The 17,485-nt window shown below is 47.8% G+C and carries 20 protein-coding genes and 1 pseudogene; 10 read left to right on the forward strand and 11 right to left on the reverse strand.

Annotation, left to right across the window (positions count from 1 at the left end):
* Positions 1-18: 18 nt before the first annotated feature.
* From ACM6JA_RS23810 to ACM6JA_RS23825, 4 genes are all read right to left on the reverse strand, one after another.
* Complete coding sequence (locus tag ACM6JA_RS23810) at positions 19-951, reverse strand: 5'-methylthioadenosine/adenosylhomocysteine nucleosidase (protein ID WP_414854364.1); 933 nt, start codon at positions 949-951, stop codon at positions 19-21.
* A gap of 44 nt (positions 952-995) precedes the next feature.
* The gene (gene ccpA, locus ACM6JA_RS23815; RefSeq protein ID WP_017250448.1) at positions 996-2,006 is read right to left on the reverse strand and encodes a catabolite control protein A; all 1,011 of its coding nucleotides are present in this window, start codon (positions 2,004-2,006) and stop codon (positions 996-998) included.
* Positions 2,007-2,121: 115 nt separating this feature from the next.
* The gene (locus ACM6JA_RS23820) at positions 2,122-2,430 is read right to left on the reverse strand and encodes a metal-sensitive transcriptional regulator (protein WP_007720961.1); all 309 of its coding nucleotides are present in this window, start codon (positions 2,428-2,430) and stop codon (positions 2,122-2,124) included.
* A 126-nt stretch (positions 2,431-2,556) separates the two neighbouring features.
* Positions 2,557-3,654: a bifunctional 3-deoxy-7-phosphoheptulonate synthase/chorismate mutase gene (locus ACM6JA_RS23825; protein ID WP_007720963.1), complete on the reverse strand. Its 1,098-nt coding sequence runs from the start codon at positions 3,652-3,654 to the stop codon at positions 2,557-2,559.
* A 314-nt stretch (positions 3,655-3,968) separates the two neighbouring features.
* Between ACM6JA_RS23825 and ACM6JA_RS23830 the strand changes: the two genes are divergently transcribed.
* A complete protein-coding gene (locus tag ACM6JA_RS23830) occupies positions 3,969-6,125 on the forward strand; it encodes a cell division protein FtsA (protein ID WP_414854365.1) in 2,157 nt (718 codons plus the stop codon).
* Between the two features lie 71 nt (positions 6,126-6,196).
* Here ACM6JA_RS23830 and ytxJ read toward each other — a convergent pair whose 3' ends face one another.
* The 3 genes from ytxJ to ACM6JA_RS23845 all read right to left on the reverse strand — a co-directional run bounded on the left by ytxJ (position 6,197) and on the right by ACM6JA_RS23845 (position 7,772).
* Positions 6,197-6,523: a bacillithiol system redox-active protein YtxJ gene (ytxJ, locus tag ACM6JA_RS23835; protein ID WP_414854366.1), complete on the reverse strand. Its 327-nt coding sequence runs from the start codon at positions 6,521-6,523 to the stop codon at positions 6,197-6,199.
* Positions 6,524-6,645: 122 nt separating this feature from the next.
* Positions 6,646-7,044 carry a hypothetical protein gene (locus ACM6JA_RS23840; RefSeq protein ID WP_372680501.1) on the reverse strand — a complete coding sequence of 133 codons (399 nt, stop codon included), beginning with the start codon at positions 7,042-7,044 and terminating at the stop codon, positions 6,646-6,648.
* Positions 7,045-7,538: 494 nt separating this feature from the next.
* Positions 7,539-7,772 carry a hypothetical protein gene (locus tag ACM6JA_RS23845; protein ID WP_414854367.1) on the reverse strand — a complete coding sequence of 78 codons (234 nt, stop codon included), beginning with the start codon at positions 7,770-7,772 and terminating at the stop codon, positions 7,539-7,541.
* A gap of 225 nt (positions 7,773-7,997) precedes the next feature.
* On the opposite strand from ACM6JA_RS23845, the gene ACM6JA_RS23850 reads away from it, so the two are divergent.
* Both ACM6JA_RS23850 and ACM6JA_RS23855 read left to right on the forward strand, forming a co-directional pair.
* Positions 7,998-8,090, forward strand: coding sequence for a YjcZ family sporulation protein (locus ACM6JA_RS23850; protein ID WP_017250455.1), 93 nt, complete (start codon positions 7,998-8,000; stop codon positions 8,088-8,090).
* A gap of 173 nt (positions 8,091-8,263) precedes the next feature.
* Positions 8,264-9,376, forward strand: coding sequence for an aminopeptidase (locus ACM6JA_RS23855; protein WP_414854368.1), 1,113 nt, complete (start codon positions 8,264-8,266; stop codon positions 9,374-9,376).
* A 57-nt stretch (positions 9,377-9,433) separates the two neighbouring features.
* Here ACM6JA_RS23855 and ACM6JA_RS23860 read toward each other — a convergent pair whose 3' ends face one another.
* Complete coding sequence (locus ACM6JA_RS23860; RefSeq protein WP_144613527.1) at positions 9,434-9,967, reverse strand: PadR family transcriptional regulator; 534 nt, start codon at positions 9,965-9,967, stop codon at positions 9,434-9,436.
* Positions 9,968-10,366: 399 nt separating this feature from the next.
* Between ACM6JA_RS23860 and ACM6JA_RS23865 the strand changes: the two are divergent.
* Positions 10,367-10,627 (forward strand): annotated as a pseudogene (locus ACM6JA_RS23865) (trypsin-like peptidase domain-containing protein); the annotation flags it as partial.
* Positions 10,628-10,706: 79 nt separating this feature from the next.
* Here the strand turns inward: ACM6JA_RS23865 and ACM6JA_RS23870 are convergent.
* Positions 10,707-11,780: a YheC/YheD family protein gene (locus ACM6JA_RS23870; protein WP_414854369.1), complete on the reverse strand. Its 1,074-nt coding sequence runs from the start codon at positions 11,778-11,780 to the stop codon at positions 10,707-10,709.
* Between the two features lie 201 nt (positions 11,781-11,981).
* Here ACM6JA_RS23870 and ACM6JA_RS23875 point away from each other — a divergent pair, with 201 nt between their 5' ends.
* From ACM6JA_RS23875 to ACM6JA_RS23885, 3 genes are all read left to right on the forward strand, one after another.
* Positions 11,982-12,302, forward strand: a complete 321-nt coding sequence (locus ACM6JA_RS23875; RefSeq protein ID WP_173618495.1) for a winged helix-turn-helix transcriptional regulator — start codon at positions 11,982-11,984, stop codon at positions 12,300-12,302.
* A 112-nt stretch (positions 12,303-12,414) separates the two neighbouring features.
* Positions 12,415-13,866, forward strand: coding sequence for a recombinase family protein (locus ACM6JA_RS23880; RefSeq protein ID WP_414854370.1), 1,452 nt, complete (start codon positions 12,415-12,417; stop codon positions 13,864-13,866).
* Positions 13,867-13,888: 22 nt separating this feature from the next.
* Positions 13,889-14,167: a S1C family serine protease gene (locus ACM6JA_RS23885; RefSeq protein ID WP_007721243.1), complete on the forward strand. Its 279-nt coding sequence runs from the start codon at positions 13,889-13,891 to the stop codon at positions 14,165-14,167.
* A gap of 30 nt (positions 14,168-14,197) precedes the next feature.
* Here ACM6JA_RS23885 and ACM6JA_RS23890 read toward each other — a convergent pair whose 3' ends face one another.
* A complete protein-coding gene (locus ACM6JA_RS23890) occupies positions 14,198-14,344 on the reverse strand; it encodes a hypothetical protein (protein ID WP_007721244.1) in 147 nt (48 codons plus the stop codon).
* 65 nt (positions 14,345-14,409) lie between these two features.
* Positions 14,410-14,691, reverse strand: coding sequence for a DUF2325 domain-containing protein (locus tag ACM6JA_RS23895; RefSeq protein WP_007721245.1), 282 nt, complete (start codon positions 14,689-14,691; stop codon positions 14,410-14,412).
* 329 nt (positions 14,692-15,020) lie between these two features.
* Between ACM6JA_RS23895 and ACM6JA_RS23900 the strand changes: the two genes are divergently transcribed.
* The 3 genes from ACM6JA_RS23900 to ACM6JA_RS23910 all read left to right on the forward strand — a co-directional run bounded on the left by ACM6JA_RS23900 (position 15,021) and on the right by ACM6JA_RS23910 (position 17,468).
* Positions 15,021-15,620, forward strand: a complete 600-nt coding sequence (locus ACM6JA_RS23900) for an IMEF encapsulin system ferritin-like cargo protein (RefSeq protein WP_414854371.1) — start codon at positions 15,021-15,023, stop codon at positions 15,618-15,620.
* 37 nt (positions 15,621-15,657) lie between these two features.
* The gene (locus ACM6JA_RS23905; RefSeq protein ID WP_007721249.1) at positions 15,658-16,506 is read left to right on the forward strand and encodes a family 1 encapsulin nanocompartment shell protein; all 849 of its coding nucleotides are present in this window, start codon (positions 15,658-15,660) and stop codon (positions 16,504-16,506) included.
* A 143-nt stretch (positions 16,507-16,649) separates the two neighbouring features.
* Complete coding sequence (locus ACM6JA_RS23910) at positions 16,650-17,468, forward strand: alpha/beta fold hydrolase (RefSeq protein ID WP_414854372.1); 819 nt, start codon at positions 16,650-16,652, stop codon at positions 17,466-17,468.
* Positions 17,469-17,485: the final 17 nt, after the last annotated feature.

Consider the following 17,485-nt stretch of genomic DNA (forward strand, 5'->3'; position numbering starts at 1 on the left):
CTTTTTCTGTTCCAAAACTTATTTCACAAGCTCTTCTAGCTCAGAAGGTGCAAAGCCTTTTACCGCTTTATCGCCTACCACTGTTACAGGCACACCCATGAAGCCAAAGCGCTCCACTTCCTCTTGATAGGCACGACTCGTCATGACATCGCGCACTTCAAAGGAAACACCTTTTGCTGTCAGCCAATTTTTAACCATATCGCAATCCACACAGTTTTTCGTCGAGTAGACGATCACTCCCGCAGCTGTCGATGCTTGAGAAGCTGTCAGCATGTTACGGACAATCGCGTAGGAGCGCTGGGAAGCCAGCTTGGTAAATTCCACGAAGTTTACATGCGCGGAGCCGTCTGCTTTATCCGACATCGAACGAACTACGACAAACGGCACGCCATTCATCGCACATACTTGTCCTACAGATGCCCCTTCCATTTCGGTACAATGTGCTGCAAATTGCTCATACAGCCATTGCACCTTTTCCCGACTGGCAACGAACTGGTCGCCGGACAAGATCCGCCCGCTCACTACTTGAACTCCCGCTTCCAGCTCCTTGCCCGCATCGATCGCTTGCTGCATCAGCCCAGCATCCGCTTGCCAAGTCCATTGCTCTGTAAACGGAATCTGTCCTGGTTCAAAGCCAAGCGGTGTCACATCAATGTCATGTTGGATGCAATCCGTCGAAACCACAATGTCACCAATATTTAATTCAGGGTGTACGGCTCCTGCCACACCTGTGAAAATGACACGTTCTACTTGGAATGAATCGATGAGGATTTGTGTCGTCACGGCAGCATTCACCTTGCCAACACCTGATTTGCACAGCACGACATCCTTGCCTTCCATTTTACCTGTGTAATAGGTAATGCTTGCTTTGGTGGCAGTAGTCGTGTCTTGCATCGCTTCCAAGTAAAGCGCGATTTCTTCATCCATCGCGCCGATAATTCCGTAACGCATTTCCCATCCCCCTCTTGCTATCAATTGCCTACGTCCCTTTTCGATCAAGCTTGCTCGGGCTTTGTGCTCTCCCGATACTCAATTCGATGCGGCAGCAGCACGACATGCTCTTCGACATTCTCGTTATTCATGTACTTGGTCAATAGGCGCATCGCCACCGCACCAATATCATACATTGGCTGTACGACAGAAGTCAGTCGTGGACGTACCATTTCAACCAGACGAATATTATCGTGACCAATGACTTCGATGTCACCTGGCACGTTTAGGCCGGAATCTTGAATGGCGTGGATCGCACCAATGGCCATCTCATCATTTGCTGCGAAAATCGCCGTCGGCGGATTTTTAAGGGCAAGAAACGCTTTTGTAGTGGACAAGCCTGATTCATAAAAGTAATTGCCTGTCGCAATCAGCTCTTCATCCAGCTCGATACCTGCATCTTTCAATGCCTTTTTATAGCCTTCATACCGCATCAACCCTGCCAATGGATCGTTTGCAGGACCCGCGATCATCGCAATGCGCTTGTGCCCGCGTGCAACCAATGCTTCCGTCGCATCGTATGCGGCTTGGAAATGGTCAATGCTAACCGACGGAAGTACGTTGTCCGCATCACGAGTCGCGGCGAGTACAGTCGGTACAGACGTGCTTGTTAATGCCTGCAAATGATCTTCTTTGATTTCTGCGCCCAGGAACAGGAGCCCGTCCACCTGCTTTTCGAGCAAGGTATTAATGAGCTGCAATTCCTTTTCCATCCGTTGGTCAGAGTTACACAGGATGATGTTGTATTTGTACATGGTAGCGATATCTTCAATCCCTCGCGCCAATTCGGAGAAAAACAAACTGGAGATATCCGGGATGATGACACCAACTGTTGTCGTTTTTTTGCTAGCGAGTCCACGAGCAACCGCATTTGGTCGATATCCCAAGCGCTCAATCGCAGCCAATACCTTTTTTCGGGTCAAAGGCTTTACGTTGGGATTCCCGTTGACTACGCGGGAAACTGTCGCCATCGACACCCCCGCTTCTCTTGCTACGTCGTATATAGTAACCGGCATCATGCACCCTCATTTCCCTATTTTTTGGTTTTCATAAGCGTTTTCATAAATATATGCACCTATGATACGACATGCCGTATGCCGATGCAATCGTTTTTGACGGCTTACGCACCCGTTACTTCATGAGTTTGTTCATCGTTTTCAAAAGCTCATCAATCACTTCATGATCGCCTTGTTGAATGCGATCCATTACACAGCTTTTCATATGTCCTTCGAGGAGCATTTTCCCAACCGCATTCAGTGCAGACTGCACAGCCGCAATTTGATTGAGAATGTCGTCGCAGTAGACATCCTTTTCTACCATTCCGCGAATTCCGCGAACTTGTCCCTCTACCCGATTCAGACGGGAGATGAGATTAGACTTGATTTTATCCGGCCTTTCGGTGGACCGATCAGTCGAGCAGCATTGATGGTTGTCTTCCATATGGCTTATCCTCCTTCACCAATATCAGCACGTAATTCTAGCTTACTTGGTCGCCAATGGTTCGTCAAATAAGAAAGGTCCTTCCGCGCGCAGGAAGGACCCTCAAATCGTACTCGAAAGGTATTCTTATGCTCTCGTTGCCACAATCTCGCCTTTGTACAAGCCAGAAGCGAGCAGTTCATCAACGAACTCGTTGAACTGTGGAATGTTCAACTGTTGCTTCGCATCAGACAGTGCCACATCTGGATCTGGGTGAACCTCTACCATGATTCCATCAGAACCGACTGCGAAACCTGCTTTCGCGCAAGGCAAGAGCAGATCACGACGACCGGTAGAGTGCGTCACGTCTACAAACACTGGCAAGTGCGTCTCTTGCTTGAGGAGTGGTACTGCAGAAATATCGAGCGTATTGCGTGTCGCTTTTTCATATGTGCGGATTCCACGCTCGCACAGCATGACTTGTGTGTTACCTTCGGACAGGATGTACTCTGCCGCGTAGATGAACTCTTCAATCGTAGCAGAGAGGCCACGCTTCAAGAGGATCGGCTTGTTCACACGACCTGCCGCCTTCAGCAGCTCGAAGTTTTGCATATTGCGAGCACCGATTTGGATGACATCGATGTATTTCGTCGCCATCTCAAGATCTGCTGGCGTCACGATTTCACTGATCGTTACGAGGTTGAATTCATCCCCGATACGCTTGAGGATTTGCAAGCCCTCTTCACCCAGACCTTGGAAGTCGTATGGCGAAGTACGAGGCTTGTATGCGCCGCCGCGCAGTGTGCGCAGTCCGCGTTTTGCGTGGTTTTCTGCTACTGCTCTTACTTGCTCGTAGCTTTCCACGGAGCAAGGACCTGAGATGAGAATCGGATTTTTCCCACCGAACTCTACGCCTTTTACCGTGATAACAGTATCCTCTGCCTTTTTCTTACGGCTAACGAGGAGTACTTTTTTCTTATCGTCGTCTTGCAGATCTAAGGAAACTTGGAAAATTTGTTTGAACAAATGACGAATAGCATTGTCATTGAAAGGACCTTTATTGTTTTCAACGAGCAGATTGAGCATTTGGCGCTCACGCTCTGGGTCAAAACGGTTGCTGCCCTGTTTTTCTTTTTCTTTGCCGAGCTCTTGAACCAAGGTAGCTCGTTTGTTGACCAATTCAAGAATTTGCAGGTTGATCTCGTCTATCTGCTTGCGCATGGTTTCGATTTGATCGTGTGCCATCTCTCTCCACTCTCCTCTTTTTATATAGGGATTTATCGATAAATTAGGGTAATTATAATCGATTCAAACACCCTTGTCAGCAGTTTAGCGCCAAAAAGCGCGAAAGTAAATTTTTTCTGTTTTTTTATCTTTTCCAATTATTCGTCAAACCCAAGAAGATTCCTTGATTCGACAGGATTCTTTCCCTTTCAAATCGAATAGTTTTGGATATATGTTCTAGCTAAAAGTAAATGTTCCTTTCCGATACAGTCCAAAATCACCGATAAGTATTGTAAAGACTTTTTGAACAACCTCTTACAAGGAGTGACCTACTTTTGTCTGACATCACAGCCCCTGAGCTTATTTTTTCATTAGATATTGGAACACGCAGCGTCGTCGGCCTGATCGTGGAAACGACCGGCGAGCAGTACCGCGTATTGGACTGCGCAATTCGAGAGCACGATGAACGCTCCATGCTCGATGGACAAATTCACGATATTGTCGCCGTAGCTAAGGTGATTCAACAAATAAAAGAAGAGCTGGAAGGAAAATATGGCAAACTGCATCAGGTAGCGGTCGCAGCTGCCGGTCGGTCATTGCGCACCCGCCGAGTTCGTGTGGACATGCCGTTAGCCAGACATGCCTTCATCTCGCGTGAAGATGTTGTCGCTTTGGAGTTTTCCGCTGTACAGGAGGCCCAATCCGCATTAGCCCAAGAACTAAAGGATCAAGACGTCACCCGCTATTATTGCGTCGGTTACAGCGTCGTCAATTACCATCTGGATGGAGAGTTGATTGGGAGTCTGATTGACCAGCGGGGTGACATAGCAAGCGCAGATGTGATTGCAACTTTCCTTCCACGCGTGGTTGTCGACTCGCTGATCGCTGCTCTGAAACGATGCGATCTGGAAATGCAGGCATTGACGCTTGAGCCGATTGCGGCGATTAACGTCCTGATTCCTGTGACCATGCGCCGATTGAATATCGCATTGGTGGACATCGGGGCAGGTACTTCTGACGTAGCGCTGACTGAGGAAGGGGCCATTACCGCTTACGGCATGGTGCCTGTTGCAGGCGATGAAATCACAGATGCGCTCATGAACGCCTTTCTCATGGATTTTCCGATGGCAGAAGAAGTGAAGCGTCTCTTATCCACTGAGGAATCCGTCACCTTCACCGACATTCTCGGCATGGAGCATACGATGAGCGCTGCCGAGGTAACGAGTGCGATTGAAGCAGACATCCAGCAACTCGCCGATAAAATTGCCTTCAAAATATTGGAGCTCAACGGAAAAGCTCCGCAAGCGGTGATGCTGATCGGCGGCGGCAGTCTCACCCCTGGGCTTACTGGAAAAGTCGCTCAGGTCTTGAATATTCCTGCCGCCCGTGTTGCTGTCAGAGGCGGCGATGCGATCAAACAGTACGTCGGAGACAATCCTGCGCTCAGTGGACCTGAGTTCGTAACGCCAGTCGGTATTGCTGTTGCCGCGCGCCGTCATCCGTTGCGCTATGTAACGGTCACGGTCAATGACGCTCCTGTGCGCATTTTCGATTTGCGAAAAATGACGTTGGGTGATGCGCTCATTGCATCCGGACTGGATATCCGCCGTCTGTATGGTCGCCCCGGAATGGCGATGACAGTCACCGTAAACGGACGGATGAAAATGATTCCGGGTGGTCATGGTACGGCGCCGGTGATGGAGCGCAACGGAGAGAGCGTCAGTCTCGACACGCCAATAAAGGACGGGGACCAAATCACCGTAGTGGCAGGTACAAATGGCGATGATGCACGTGTATTTGCCAAAGATTTATTCGATGAGCTGGACACGCTTGAAGTCATCTGCAATGATCGTCCCTACTCGCTCGGTCCAGTCGTACATGTTAACGGAGCGGTTGCTACTCTCGATACGTTGATCACTGATCGTGCCGAGGTGGATATCCGCCTTCCTCGCACTGTCTATGAAGTACTGGAGCTCGCAGAACTGAAAATGTCAGCGGAATCAGGCTTGCGTTTTTCTGTGAATGGACAAGATTATTCTATTCCGTCCCGTATCGAGGTGATCGAGCTGAACGGAAGACCAGCAGCTTTAACAGATAGCGTCCGGCAAGGTGATGTCCTCGTATATCAGCTGGATGAAGTCCCCGCCCCTTCCATACAAGATGTCATCCCCTTGGAAGAATGGGTACAGGAGACAATGATCGTACACTTCAATGGTGAACGGGTCGTATTGCCTGTCGCACAGGTAACGATTACCATAGACGGAAAAGCGGCGAATGCCTCCGATCCCGTGAGCGAAGGTGCCGCCATTACAGTAAAGTCGTCACCTGCGTCTACACCTGTGTTTAGCGACGTCTTCCGTTTTGTCGATGTTTCCTTGGAAAAGCCCGACCGTGAGAGTATCTCCGGATTCGTCATGCTCGTCAACGGCGAACAAGCCAACTTCCAGACAGAATTGAAAAGTGGAGACAAGTTGGAGCTATTCTGGGAATAGTTTCTCCAGTGCTCTTTTTCTCCATACAAAAAGCCGGTTTCACCTCGCTTATCGGGTGTCCGGCTTTTTGATTACGCTTTTAGCGCTTGGCCAATCGCGTCCTTTGTAATTTTCCAGTGAGATGTGTGCCATTTTACTTCTCCGTCTTCCAGCAAAAAGATTTGCGGGGATTCGTGCTTGATGGAAAAACGATCTGCAACTGCGTTGGAGACAGGGCGATCCTCCCTTACCAGAATGACCGCAGATTCCACTTGATTGTCCAGCAAATACGCCTGAAACTCTTCATAAGCGGACGTACTGATTGGGCAGATCGTGCTATGCTTAAACAAAAGCTTTTTCCCATTTTTCGCTACGAACTCATCCAGTTCTTCTATGGAATGAAGCTGTTTTTGTGACATGTCCATCTCTCCTTATCTCATGTGCCTATCAGTATACATAAGTCCAAGCAGCAAAGTCTACATTTGCGGTGCAGTGGAGAAATGAAAAAAGAGATACCTTTCTGCTAGGCATCTCTTTATCCTTACACCATAATTTTCGTTAGACGTTCGCGTAGCTCCAGCATCCATTTTTCATCGCCAAGGGACTGCGCCAACAAAAACAGATCCAATAGCTCGTTGACTTTTTCACCAAGTAATTCTCTTACGGTCGAATTCACCTTCTCATTAGCAATCAATACCAATAAGTTGGATAACTCTGACATTTCTTCGAATTCGATTGCCTGGCGCTGCGGATGTTGGCCCAGTTCCTCCATGAGTGACTTCAAATCATCCTTAATCACATCTACCACTTGGGAATGGTCACAGTCTTCGTCCACGCAGACCTGTACAGGTACATTCATGATTTTAACTCGTTTCCGGTACACGACGTTGCGCAGCTCGATCTCCATTTCATTCCCGCAGCGGGTGCATCTCTTTTGCACGGTGTTCACCCCTACCTATCTACTTATGTATGTCTCCCATACTATTCGAGAAGCCTCCTTTCAATCCTGCTAAAGAGCACGTGGTACTTGGTGGATATAGAGGCAGATATAGACTTGAAAGACCATCTGAGAAGGACTGAAAGTCCTTTTGGTTTGAGTCAACATAGTGGAGGAGAAGAAAAAGCACAGTTCTCTTCGACTCTGACACGCCAGCAAGGGGGATTCACTGGCCGTCTCCACTTAAAAAAGGGGACCGTCGAGCCAAAGCCACCCTATGGGCGGAAGTTTCTCAAGGAAGAAGTGTTCGACAAGCGTGGTCCCCTTTTTTAAGTTCCGACTGGGTAGGCATTGTCAAGGTCTGCGAGCCCTGTGCTTTTTCTTCTCACGAGTTGTGGGCGTTCATCGGTATCTTCTAAAACTTGTTCGAAAACTTGAAAGAAAAAAGACGATGCTAACAAGCAGCATCGTCTTTCCTCTGCGATCAAACTTCAATTTCACGCGTAGATGGCGTTTACTTTTTCACAATGCGGACAAACTGCTACTTTCCCCGCTTTTCCGTCTTCATCTTCTACACGGTAGCCGGTAATTTGCTCGGAAAAACAAAACAGACACTCTGTATTGAAGTCCATATCGTACTGCGCTTTCCACACAATGGATTTAAATTCTTCTCCAACATTAATCGTAATTTGGACCAGATCATGCTGCAGTCTCGATAATGATCTTTGCATCACATAAACATCCTTTCATACTTGCAAAGTCTTTTGGTATCCTCTAGCTTTTCCTGCTTTTCAGAATAATAAACATCGAGAACTGCAAGAGTATGAAAAAGAGAGATTTCCCAAACAATTTTCTTAAAAATGGGCGGATGCCCGGTTCGGTCCTATGCCATCACCCATATGTTGTAGATGTAAGCACAAGAGGCTTAACACACATATGAGGAGGATGTTTATTCGATGAGCGGCATCTTTAATGGAGAATTCGACGGATTCACTCTGGTTTTGATTCTTTTCATCCTGCTGGTTATTATCGGGTGCAGCTGCGACTAATCTTTCTTCCCCGAAGATATAGCCATATTTAGCAGGCCGTTGCATATACATGAAGTACCGAATCCTTCAAGCGCGTTTCCTCCGCAAGCTACCCTCGCCAGTGGGTAGCTTTTTTCTGTTTGAGTTGTGTACAATGGAAAAGAATGATATGGAAAGCGAGGGATCCCCTTCCTATGAAAGATCCACGAATTGAAAAACTGGCTGACGTCCTCGTCAATTATTCGGTGACTGTCAAGCCAGGTGAAAACGTTTTAATTTACTCCATTGGCAACGTTACCGATCTGACAAAAGCTGTCATTGCCAAGGTATACGAAGCTGGGGGAAATCCGTTTGTCCAACTGATCGACCAATCCGTTCAGCGCGAACTCTTGATGGGTGCCAACGAAACACAGTTGGGTATCATGCGTGAAGCAGATGTGGCTTTCATGAAGCAAATGGATTGCTACATTGGCATCCGCGGCGGAGACAACATCAGTGAGCTCTCTGATGTGCCTGGAGACAAAATGCAACTGCACTCCAAGCTGCTAGCGCGTCCTGTACTGGATATTCGTGTACCGCATACCAAATGGGTCGTGCTTCGCTATCCAAATGCATCTATGGCTCAGTTGGCTAACATGAGCACCGCCGCTTTCGAAGATTTCTATTTCAAAGTGTGCACGCTTGATTACGGCAAAATGGATAAAGCCATGGACAGCTTGGTCGAGCTGATGGAGAAAACCGACAAGGTACGTATCGTAGGGCCAGGCACCGATCTGACCTTCTCCATCAAAGATATTCCGGCAATCAAATGTGCAGGTGAAGCCAACATCCCTGACGGAGAAGTATTTACTGCTCCTGTCCGTGATTCCGTCAATGGTACGATCGCTTACAACACGCCATCTCCTTACCAAGGCTTTACATACGACAATATCAAGCTGACCTTCAAGGATGGTAAAATCGTCGAGGCAACTGCAAACGATACAGAGAAGATCAATGAAATCTTTGATACGGATGAAGGTGCCAGATTCGTTGGGGAATTTGCGATTGGTGTGAATCCGTACATCCAAAACCCGATGAAAGACATCCTCTTCGACGAAAAAATCGATGGAAGCTTCCACTTTACACCAGGACAGGCTTACGATGAAGCATTTAACGGAAACAAATCCTCCGTGCACTGGGACCTGGTTATGATTCAACGCCCTGAGTGGGGCGGTGGAGAAATTTGGTTCGACGATCGCCTGATCCGCAAAGACGGACGTTTCGTTGTACCTGAGCTCGAATGCCTCAATCCAGAAAACCTCAAATAAATGAAAATAAGCGAAGGGCTCATTGTTTACAAGACATGAGCCCTTCGCTTTATGTGGCTAAACGGAATAAGCTGGTTGTTTCAACAAGGAAGTCATTTTTTGTTCCATAAAGGAAATCGTTGACTCCAGATGATGAATGGTATACTCCCAGCAAAAACGTTGATATTCGTCAAAATTCATTTCCAGCTTTTTATAAGAGGCCTTACTTTGTTGGAGCAATTGACGTTGTGTATCCAAACAGCCCTCTAACAAATCCTTTTGTTCGTCGATCGTGCGGCTCTTGCCGAAGAAAATCTTAACCAGCATGTCTGAACGCAATACTGGCGGCAAGATAGGCGTCTGGATTTCTTGACGGAAAGATTGTTTTCCGGCTTCTGTAATACGGTACAAAATCTTGTTAGGCTTGCCAGACTGAATGATTTCTTGCTTCGTTACGAAGCCTTCTTCCTCCAGTTTGCGCAATGCTGGATAAATAGCACCAAAGCTAGCGTCATAAAAGAATCCAATGCTGTTTGTAAACGCTTGCTTAATATCGTAGCCACTCATTTCCCCATAGCTCAAGAAACCCAGTATGATCGTTTTAACATCCATCTCTTCGCATCCTCCGTTACCGTTCTTTTTCTCTCTCTATCGGCTAGGACTTAGCCTTTATGTTCAAAATATTCTTTAACTACATGTTATTATAAAGGCATTCAAATAATTATACCAATGCTATTTCTTTATTATATCAATCAAAATTAATGATATATCCATACACTCGACTAGAAATTGGGCGTCCCTTCCCCCTCCGCTCCCCATAAGATGATACATACCTATCTGCTGTAGGGGGAGAGATCGGTGAAAAGTAAAAAATGGTCCCAATATACGCGGGTAAAGTACCCTGTGAGCAGCAGCAGTCTGCACCCATTTAATTTCTTCGTTCCCATTGTCGAGCGAGTTCAAGAGGGAGTAGTCTCCATCGTGACCGAAGATGCTCCCCATTCCAAAGACGTGGATTCGTTAATTCGCAGCCTCATTGATCATGAAGATAATTCTCCACCCACGGAACGAAGCTTTGGCTCCGGATTTCTTTTTCATCCGAAAGGGTATATCTTGACGAGCGAGCATGTCATCGGCAAATCCAAAAACATTTTCGTGAAGCTATATAACGGTAGAGTGTTTGAAGCCAAACGCATTATAGCTGATCGAGTCCGGGATTACGCCGTCATCAAAATTGATGCAGACTGCAAGCTATATCCGCTGCCACTAGGCAACTCCTCTCATACAAAAGTAGGAGAATGGGTCATTAGCGTCGGTTCTCCACCTGTGTTCAAAGAGACAAAAAACGAGCCTAGTTCCGAGCCAAATACAGCGCAAATTGAACGGGACGAGCTATCGCCTTTTTGTATAGCGCCATGTCACCCATCTGGCGAAAAACCTCTCTCCCCGGCTTGGGGTTCACTTCGATTAACCACGCACGTCCGTCCACATCCACCCCAATGTCCAGTCCGAATTCCATCATACGGCCGAAATAGTCCTCGAGCGTGTTTGCTACATCAAAAGCAAGCCGATAACATTCCTGTTTGATCAGCTCTCCCCGCTCCCCTCCAAATCGCCTGGACATAAACCATTCAAAGGGAATCGCTTTGCCTCCCCCATGCAAATTGGAAGTAGCACTGCCGTTCTCTCCCATGCGTACTGCACAGCCTGTCACCGCCCACTGCCCACGCTCGTCTTTTTGAATCAATAGCCGTACATCGACGACATGCTTGCGTAGCAGTCCCAGGTCCAATCCTTGCTGCACCAGGAAATTACCATCGCGAATACGCTGTTCCTCCACCCACGTTTTGACCCATTTTTCCACGCCTTCCACCGTAGCAATCCGGGCCACATGATGCTTATGCTTTTTGTCACGTCCAGAGAGGCTATACTCCTTGCCGCTGTTCTTCACTCTGAGGATGCTTCTTCCCCCTGTGCCATTGCCTGGCTTGATATAGACGAGCCGATGGCGTGCGAGCATGTTTCGGACCAAACCTTTGTCGTAGACATGCGTCTCCGGAATCCAGCATTTGACTCGTTCATCGGAGGCGAGCAGATTCGTTACTCTCCATTTCTTACTGAACGGACTATTAGCAAAGAAAAACAGATCACTATTTCGCAGCCGGATATACTCCTTTACCCTGCGGCGGTACCGATCGATTACAACTTCTGGCCAAGGGAATGATTTACTTATCCAGCCCCCATTCTGTTTAGGGATGTAGCCCTTGATCTTTCTGGCAGGAACATTGACGTCCTGATGCGAAAACAGGTAGATTTCTGCGCCTAGCTTTCGCCCTGTTTGAACCAGCTTTCGCAAATAATCTGGTTCCTCAAAGCGTACACCCTCCCGCCAGGTTAAAATGCCGATTACCCGTTTTGGAAGCATCGTAACACCCTCTTCGCTTCTTTTCTTTCGCGATTAGTGTATGTGTGGACACCTTATAGGGAAACATTTGTCCATGAAAACGGGCTTGATTTCTCGGCCATTGACAAAGTGTCATTCCAACTTTTCGTTACTTACTTTTTTCAAGCTTATCTGTTAGAATAAAGGGCAACAATAATGCTGCTAGATAGAGGTGACGCCGATATGAGTCAAGATTTTTCTGGCGAACACATGTGTCCAAAATATGAATGTGCAATGAACGTCCTTGGAAAACGCTGGACCGGCCTGATTATTCATGTGTTGCTACGTGGGACTGTACGATTCAAAGATATCCGCGAAATGGTTCCACATATGAGCGACAAAATGCTCTCTGAAAGGCTAAAGGAGCTGGAGGAGCTCGAGATTTTGGAGCGCAAAGTGTACCCGGAGATTCCGGTTCGCATTGAATACGAATTGACGAAAAAAGGAAAAGCCCTACGTCCTGTTATTGATTCCATTCACGAATGGGGCCAAAATTGGATGTAGCATAACCCCACTTGTCCAAGACGGATAAGCGGGGTTTTTTATTTGCGGTCAGGCATAAGCTCCTCCCTTTTGCTGTAGACTCTAGCAACCCGAGATGAAGGGAGGACGGGCGATGCGAACGGCCGTCTACATTCGTGTCAGTACGGAGGATCAGGCACGTGAAGGATTTTCGATCCCCGCTCAAAGGGAAAAACTGCTCTCGTATGTTCACTCCCAAGGTTGGGAAGTCCATGCAGTTTACGCAGATGAAGGCGTAAGTGCCAAAGATACCAATCGCCCCGCACTCGGTCAGCTCCTGCAGGATATTCGAACGGGGGAAATCGATGTCGTCCTCGTCTATCGACTCGATCGGCTCACTCGCTCTGTCCTCGATCTGTATCAGCTCCTGCAGGAGTTCGATCGACATGCGGTACACTTTAAAAGCTGTACCGAGGTATACGATACGACTACGGCAATCGGACGACTGTTTATTACATTAGTGGCTGCCCTCGCACAATGGGAACGGGAAAACTTGGCGGAACGGGTCAAGCTGGGTATGAGCCAGATGGCAAGAGAACGAAAACGACCAGGAGGACCTGCACCATTTGGATACAATCTGGAGCGAGGAACGCTGGTCGTGAATCAAAGGGAAGCAGATGGCGTACGCAGCATGTTCGAGCGCTATGATCGAGGCGAATCTCCGCGCCAAATCGCTGAATGGGCGAATCATTCTGGATTGCGCGGCAAAAATGGCGCTGCATGGAAAGCAAGTGCCGTGCTTCGCTTGTTAAAAAATCCGGTCTATCACGGTGCGCTGCGTTGGAATTACACCGACGCCGATCAACAACGCAATGAGCCGGAGGAATGGATTATCGAAGAGGCGACTCACCCAGCCATCATCGATCAGCCATGTTTCTCGCGGGTGCAGGAGCGGATGAGTACTCGCGGCACAAGCCATCCCCGCGTTCTCAGCTCCCGCTACCTCTTTTCCGGATTGCTGTACTGCTCGCGTTGCGGCTCCTCTATGCGCGGGAAAACAACCACAATCACGGGAAAAGGGGAAAAACGTTACACGCACCGCTATTACTTATGTAAAAACAAGCTGGCTGGTACGTGTGAGGCTCCTGCCATACGTGAGGATCGCTTGGAAAAAGCCATTGTGCACGAGCTGATGCAGCATTCGCCAGAGTCAATCGCTGCGTTGAAGGAAGTGTATCAGACTGTGTTGCAGACGAATTCCCGCGCTCCCACGAAAGAAACCGAGCAACAGCTGCAAATTCGAAGGCAGCGCTGGGAACAAGCTTATGAAGAGGGATTCCTTACTCTCCCTGCCTTACGAGAGAAAATCAGTGCGTTGGAGCTGGCTGCAAAAGAACGGGAACGGACTTACTCTGCTTTTTCAAAAGGACAACCGCTTGATCTAGATCTGCTTTCCAATTGGCATCTCATTTGGACGCATGCAAATGAAAAAGAACGGCGAGTACTCGTGTGCACACTCATCCAACGTGTTGACGCGGAAGCAACTGACGCTGCCTCTGGTCAGAAAAATCGAGAGGTCTGCCTGCATCTGTTGTCTTTTCACTGAAATCGCCCCTAATTTTGCCTGTATGGCGACAGGTGGTTCCCCACTTGGTTTGGAAAATTCTGTGACAGCGGGGATCATCAGTGCCAAAAACCGCCGCTTACAGGTCGCGAAGCGAATGTACGAAGAAATTTTTCAGACGGATGCTGCCATTAACCCAGGAAATAGCGGAGGTCCACTCATTAATTTGAATGGGGAAGTCGTTGGTCTCAATGCATTCATCATTCAATCCAGCCAATGCTTGGGCTTCGCCATCGGAATTGACGCCCTCAAAATGCAATTGGAGCAATACGTATTCAAGTGAGAAGCACACGTTTCAACAAAAAAACCCCGTCTAGGAGGACGGGGATTGCTTCTCTAATGCAATAAGATATACATTTGGACCTTCTGTGTTGATTTGTTCTTCTGCCTGTTTTAATTGTTGCAGCTGAGCGGCCGTAAGCTGTGCGATAGGCATTTCACTCAAACGATTCTGTTCCATACGCGTCATTCCTCCGTTGGTGTCAGACTCACGATCGTAGTCTGCCCTACCGGGAGAGTATGTATTTACGCAGTGAGATCAAAAGCTTTGGCAATCGCAGAACACGAACGCTTGCAGAAAACGATGGGTAGCTCGCGATCTTTAGCTTGGTTTTTCACGGTTTTGGCCAAGTTGTGATTGACGAAATCAGTCAACACCAGAATCATGTGGATACCAGCTGGAATTTTCACCCCGGTTTGCGAGCTTTTCCGTCCAGTTACGTGGTGAATATCCTTGAAGCCTTGCCCTTGCAGAAATTCGATAATATTGCCCAGGCGATCTCCGCCAATTACTAAAATGGATGACATAACTTGTTACCTCCTTAAATTTAGGTGATTGTAGAATTTATGTTTTCTTCTCAGAACGCTAATTGATAATGAATATCACTCTTATTGATAAATATTATCATTCCCAATAGCCTTTGACAATACTCTCCATGATAACTTTTTTGTCAAAAAACAAAACTAGAAACGAAGCCGATAGGCAAAGCCACGACGCTCTAGCGTTCCCGCCCTCTTTTCCAAATTACACCGCACCATATTCTTCGTAATCATAGGAAATTGTACATAGGTGTTGCCCGGGTGTTTTTTCCAACGGTATAATGAAAAAATAGATTGTGAATGAGGAGGTGGCGTAGGTGCAAGAAATTACACAGCTGCACGCCATTTTTGATCGCACCAAAGGTTATATCAACAGCTTCATGGGCGTTATCCAGCCGATTATCGACGCGGCAACGGACGAGCATACTCGTCTTTACTACCATCACATTTTGGAAGAAGAAGAACAGCGCATGGGTCGCTTGCAGGAATTGGTTCCCTACCTGGAGAAGCTATCCTCAGGAAAAAGCCTGGATCAGCTAAGTGATCGCGACCTCTCGCAAATGTTGTCCGATGTGAATCTGGAACGTTTTGGATTGCACAATTTCCGCGAGCATCTGGAGCTCTCTCTGTATGAGTTCAAGGATGACGAAACACGTCAGCTCCTGGATGGCATGCGTGAAAAGACGCATACAGACTACTTGACTGTCAAAGAGATCATGGCGAACATGAGTCAGCGATTCTCTGATGCGGCTCATCCTGATCTCACTGATCACGATGAGGGGCACGACATTCACCAGGTAGATCATTTGAAAGCTTCGGCTTCCGCTCCTCACGGTGTTGCTTCCGTGATCAAGCATTCCGCCCCTGCAGCTTCTGGCAAAAAAGGACTGACAGTTGGTAGCTTGAAAGGAATGTAAAGAACCGGATATCCTGAAATGACATGGAGGTTACACTATGGACAAGCTTCGTAAATACCCAGACTCTCCCTTGACGACTGAAGAATGGAACCAGCTGGACGCAACTGTCGTTGACATGGCTCGCCGCCAGCTGGTAGGACGTCGTTTTATCGATATTTATGGACCATTGGGTGAAGGCATCCAAACCATTACCAACGATGTATATGAGGAATCTCGTTTTGGCGGTCTCTCCCTGCGTGGAGAATCACTGGAAATGACACAGCCTAGCCGCCGTGTCAGCATGACGATTCCGATCCTGTACAAGGATTTCATGCTCTACTGGCGCGATGTTGCCCAAGCACGCACACTGGGCATGCCTTTGGACATGAGCGCGGCTGCCAATGCAGCTGCTGGTGGTGCACTGATGGAAGACGATCTGATCTTCAACGGTGCTGCGGAATTCGACCTCCCAGGTCTGATGAACGTAAAAGGCCGCCTCACTCATCTGAAGAGCGATTGGATGGAATCTGGCAATGCATTTGCCGATATCGTGGAAGCACGCAACAAGCTGTTGAAAATGGGCCACAGCGGTCCGTATGCACTGGTTGTTTCTCCTGAACTCTACTCTCTCTTGCATCGTGTGCACAAAGGCACCAATGTGCTTGAGATCGAGCATGTTCGCAATCTCGTTACAGATGGTGTCTTCCAATCTCCTACCATTAAAGGCCGCTCCGGCGTATTGGTAGCGACTGGCCGCCACAATCTCGACCTGGCGATTGCAGAAGACTTCGACTCCGCGTTCCTCGGAGACGAGCAAATGAACAGTCTGTTCCGTGTATATGAGTGCGTTGTATTGCGGATCAAGCGTCCAAGCGCAATTTGCACCTTGGAAGAAACAGAAGAATAGGAAGCCCTTTGCCACACCCATTGACGAGTCTCGTTGTGGGTGTGTTTTTTCATCCTTGTAATATTTAACATATGACTTATAATAAGAACGTGCGTTCCGAACTTTCAAAACAATCTGACACAAATGTCGTTGGGGGGCTTTTTATGAGATGCGAGGTCAATGGCGTCAACCTTTATTATGAGGAGATTGGAAGCGGTTTTCCTGTCGTGATGATTCACGGTTTTTCACTTGATCACCGCTGCATGACTGGTTGTCTGGAACCAATTTTTGAGAAACGCTCAGGATATCGACGACTTTACATAGACCTGCCTGGAATGGGACAAACGGAAAACTACGAACATATCCACACCACGGACGATATTCTGGAGGTTGTCCTCGCGTTCATCGATCAGCTCATTCCAGATGAGCCCTTTTTCATTGCAGGTGAATCATACGGCGGATATCTTACACGAGCAGTTATCGAGAAGCGCCGGGATCAAGTGAAGGGCGCCCTTTTCATCTGCCCGAACGTCATTCCTGATAAAGATAAGCGCACACTGCCGGATAAACCCATCTTAGTAAAGGAGCCTTCTCTCTGGGAGCAGTTGAGTGAGACGGAACGAGCGGAGTTTGAGTCGATGGCGGTAGTAGCTACCGATTATACGTGGAACCGCTATAAAAAAGAGATTGTCGACGGCTACATGCTGTCTGACCCTTCTTTCCTCAGTAAAATCAGACAGTCATACGGCGTGTCCTTCCCATTGGATACGGCCCCCTTCCCCCACCCGAGTCTTTTTGTTGTGGGCAAACAAGATCATTCTGTCGGCTATCGCGATATTTGGGATATTATCGAAGGCTATCCCCGCTCTTCATTTGCCGCACTCGATTGTGCCGGACACAACTTGCAGATTGAGCAGCCGCTTCTGTTTACAGAGCTTGTGAATGAATGGCTGGATCGGGCACAAAGAGAGCATTCCCTGTAAGACATAAATCAAAAAAG

This window comes from Brevibacillus sp. IT-7CA2, assembly GCF_949767855.1.
Lineage (GTDB): Bacteria > Bacillota > Bacilli > Brevibacillales > Brevibacillaceae > Brevibacillus.

Coding starts and splice junctions, on each gene's coding strand:
- ACM6JA_RS23810 (WP_414854364.1), bottom strand. CDS start 951: ATGCGTTACGGAATTATCGGCGCGATGGATGAAGAAATCGCGCTTTAC.
- ccpA (WP_017250448.1), bottom strand. CDS start 2,006: ATGCCGGTTACTATATACGACGTAGCAAGAGAAGCGGGGGTGTCGATG.
- ACM6JA_RS23820 (WP_007720961.1), bottom strand. CDS start 2,430: ATGGAAGACAACCATCAATGCTGCTCGACTGATCGGTCCACCGAAAGG.
- ACM6JA_RS23825 (WP_007720963.1), bottom strand. CDS start 3,654: ATGGCACACGATCAAATCGAAACCATGCGCAAGCAGATAGACGAGATC.
- ytxJ (WP_414854366.1), bottom strand. CDS start 6,523: ATGTCACAAAAACAGCTTCATTCCATAGAAGAACTGGATGAGTTCGTA.
- ACM6JA_RS23845 (WP_414854367.1), bottom strand. CDS start 7,772: ATGCAAAGATCATTATCGAGACTGCAGCATGATCTGGTCCAAATTACG.
- ACM6JA_RS23850 (WP_017250455.1), top strand. CDS start 7,998: ATGAGCGGCATCTTTAATGGAGAATTCGACGGATTCACTCTGGTTTTG.
- ACM6JA_RS23855 (WP_414854368.1), top strand. CDS start 8,264: ATGAAAGATCCACGAATTGAAAAACTGGCTGACGTCCTCGTCAATTAT.
- ACM6JA_RS23860 (WP_144613527.1), bottom strand. CDS start 9,967: ATGGATGTTAAAACGATCATACTGGGTTTCTTGAGCTATGGGGAAATG.
- ACM6JA_RS23870 (WP_414854369.1), bottom strand. CDS start 11,780: ATGCTTCCAAAACGGGTAATCGGCATTTTAACCTGGCGGGAGGGTGTA.
- ACM6JA_RS23875 (WP_173618495.1), top strand. CDS start 11,982: ATGAGTCAAGATTTTTCTGGCGAACACATGTGTCCAAAATATGAATGT.
- ACM6JA_RS23880 (WP_414854370.1), top strand. CDS start 12,415: ATGCGAACGGCCGTCTACATTCGTGTCAGTACGGAGGATCAGGCACGT.
- ACM6JA_RS23885 (WP_007721243.1), top strand. CDS start 13,889: ATGGCGACAGGTGGTTCCCCACTTGGTTTGGAAAATTCTGTGACAGCG.
- ACM6JA_RS23890 (WP_007721244.1), bottom strand. CDS start 14,344: ATGGAACAGAATCGTTTGAGTGAAATGCCTATCGCACAGCTTACGGCC.
- ACM6JA_RS23895 (WP_007721245.1), bottom strand. CDS start 14,691: ATGTCATCCATTTTAGTAATTGGCGGAGATCGCCTGGGCAATATTATC.
- ACM6JA_RS23905 (WP_007721249.1), top strand. CDS start 15,658: ATGGACAAGCTTCGTAAATACCCAGACTCTCCCTTGACGACTGAAGAA.
- ACM6JA_RS23910 (WP_414854372.1), top strand. CDS start 16,650: ATGAGATGCGAGGTCAATGGCGTCAACCTTTATTATGAGGAGATTGGA.